This window comes from Photorhabdus stackebrandtii (assembly GCF_011189495.1).
In the GTDB taxonomy this organism is placed as follows: Bacteria; Pseudomonadota; Gammaproteobacteria; order Enterobacterales; family Enterobacteriaceae; genus Photorhabdus; species Photorhabdus khanii.
The window spans coordinates 1-1826 of record NZ_PUJV01000100.1 but is presented as its reverse complement, the minus strand read 5'-3'; the positions used below and the strand labels follow the sequence as shown (position 1 = coordinate 1826).

Sequence of the window (1826 nt, the reverse complement as noted above, 5' to 3'; positions counted from 1 at the left end):
CGATAGTCAAGGCGCTGATGAACGGCATAAAAGTGCCTGCTGTCAATACAGCTATGGTCAGTCAGTTCTCCCGGGTTGCCGGTAGCGTGGCAGGTTATTTAGGGGCGCTGGTCTCCTTCTATGATGCCAGTAACGCTTTCAAAGTGGGTAATAACGTAGAAGGTTATAGCCAGGTAGCGATAGGAACAGGTTCGATTATCCTGACCACAGCGGTCTGGATCGGAGTTGCCGCAGGCACCTTCCTAACGGGAGGCGTACTCACTGCAATAGTCGTAGGAGCCAGTTTGCTTATCGGTGGCAGTATTGTCCAGGCCAACAGTGCCTGGTCAGATTTAGAGAAAGTATTGAATAACTGTTTTTGGGGGGCAGGAGATAAGTATGATTTTTGGGATGAAAAAAAGGAAAGACCAGCTATTGCCGTACAACTTAAAAAAGCCAGAAAAATGAATAAGGACACACAAAATCATTTTGTTATCGAAAACCAGGAGTTTTTAAATCTGTTTATTCAGCCCCAACTGAAAATACAGCAGGGGTTTGGTGTCACGACCTATTGTTTTACCCTGCCAGCTTTTCAGATGGGTCTCTCAGATATTCGCGGGATCTTTGTGACTCCATTCAGAACTCCCTACTACCGGGAAGGAAAAATCGATTATATTGAAATTAACCACCGCAAATATATCCCTGATACCTTCCGTAGTACCAAGTTTAGGGAAGCTAAGGCGCAAGCCAAACTTACCCTGAATGGCGATACGGCAACGCTGGAAGTAGTCATCTCAGAAACAATGGGCGTTTATCCCCACAGTAGCGAATTGTACTGGTACTATGAACAATCGACAAATGTCATCGCCCCTTTGCGCTATCTCCAGGGAGAAGAACCGACAGCAGGAAATACCATTAAAGGCAGTTTTGACGGAGAACGCATATTATGAAGCAGCGATTAAAAAACTTACTTAAAAAGTGGTTTCCTACTATTCATCCATTGCCAGCCAAACGGCTGGTTCGCTGGGAAAAAGAGCTTCTGGCGGCACCACCGGATATTAAGGATGAAGCAACTATCAAACATGTGGAAATACTGGATTACCTTGATAATAGGGAGTGCCATGTTCGTAATACGCAACGCCGCGCCCGGGGTATTACCTTGATCCCTGTAACACTAGGAATAATTACCAGTATGTTATTAACAGTAAATGATTTTATAGAAGAACGAAAGAGTAATGAATCAGAAATTTATCATTGGGTTGATGTGGCTAAAAAAGAATATGGGGATAAATTTTACCTACGTGATGACCTACCTGACTATTTGAACGGTATGAACTATATCGGTGATGATAAAGATTTATCCCTGAGAAAATATCTGCATTATCGTTATACCTACTACCCCAGTAGTCCTCGGCTTCTCAAAATTGATATAGGTTTCCTACTTCTTTATCTAATAATTATTCCACCATTTATCTGGGCCGTGTTTTTTTCACACCGTCAGGCACCATTAATTATCGATCGGGAACAGCAGATTTTTTACACCTGGTATAAAGGTAAAGCCTATGCTGCCCGTTATCCACAAGTCGGCATGGCCGAAAAAACTAATATTCTGTTCCTCAAAGTCTATGGCTTGGACGAAAACAATCAACTTATTGGGCGTGGCTTTATCCCTAACGTCAGTAGTTATTCCTTTGCTTTCTTAAGCAGTGGCAATGATAAAGCGCTGGCAGTCGCCTTTATGGTGAAATTTTTATTAAACGGCAAAGAAGCAGTCAGTAAAGTGGATTATCAGCGTCGTGGGCCACTTATCTGGTGGAGTAAGGATAAAAGACCCGCGGATTTAGACA

Annotated in this window: 2 protein-coding genes; both read left to right on the top strand. The window is 43.0% G+C overall.

Annotated features, from left to right (window positions below):
- Nucleotides 1-929: hypothetical protein (locus C5470_RS21705; RefSeq protein ID WP_207627079.1), on the top strand; the 929-nt coding region annotated here is incomplete at its 5' end.
- A partial coding sequence (locus C5470_RS21700) for a hypothetical protein (protein WP_166291864.1) occupies nucleotides 926-1826 on the top strand: 901 nt, incomplete at its 3' end. The genes C5470_RS21705 and C5470_RS21700, both read left to right, overlap by 4 nt.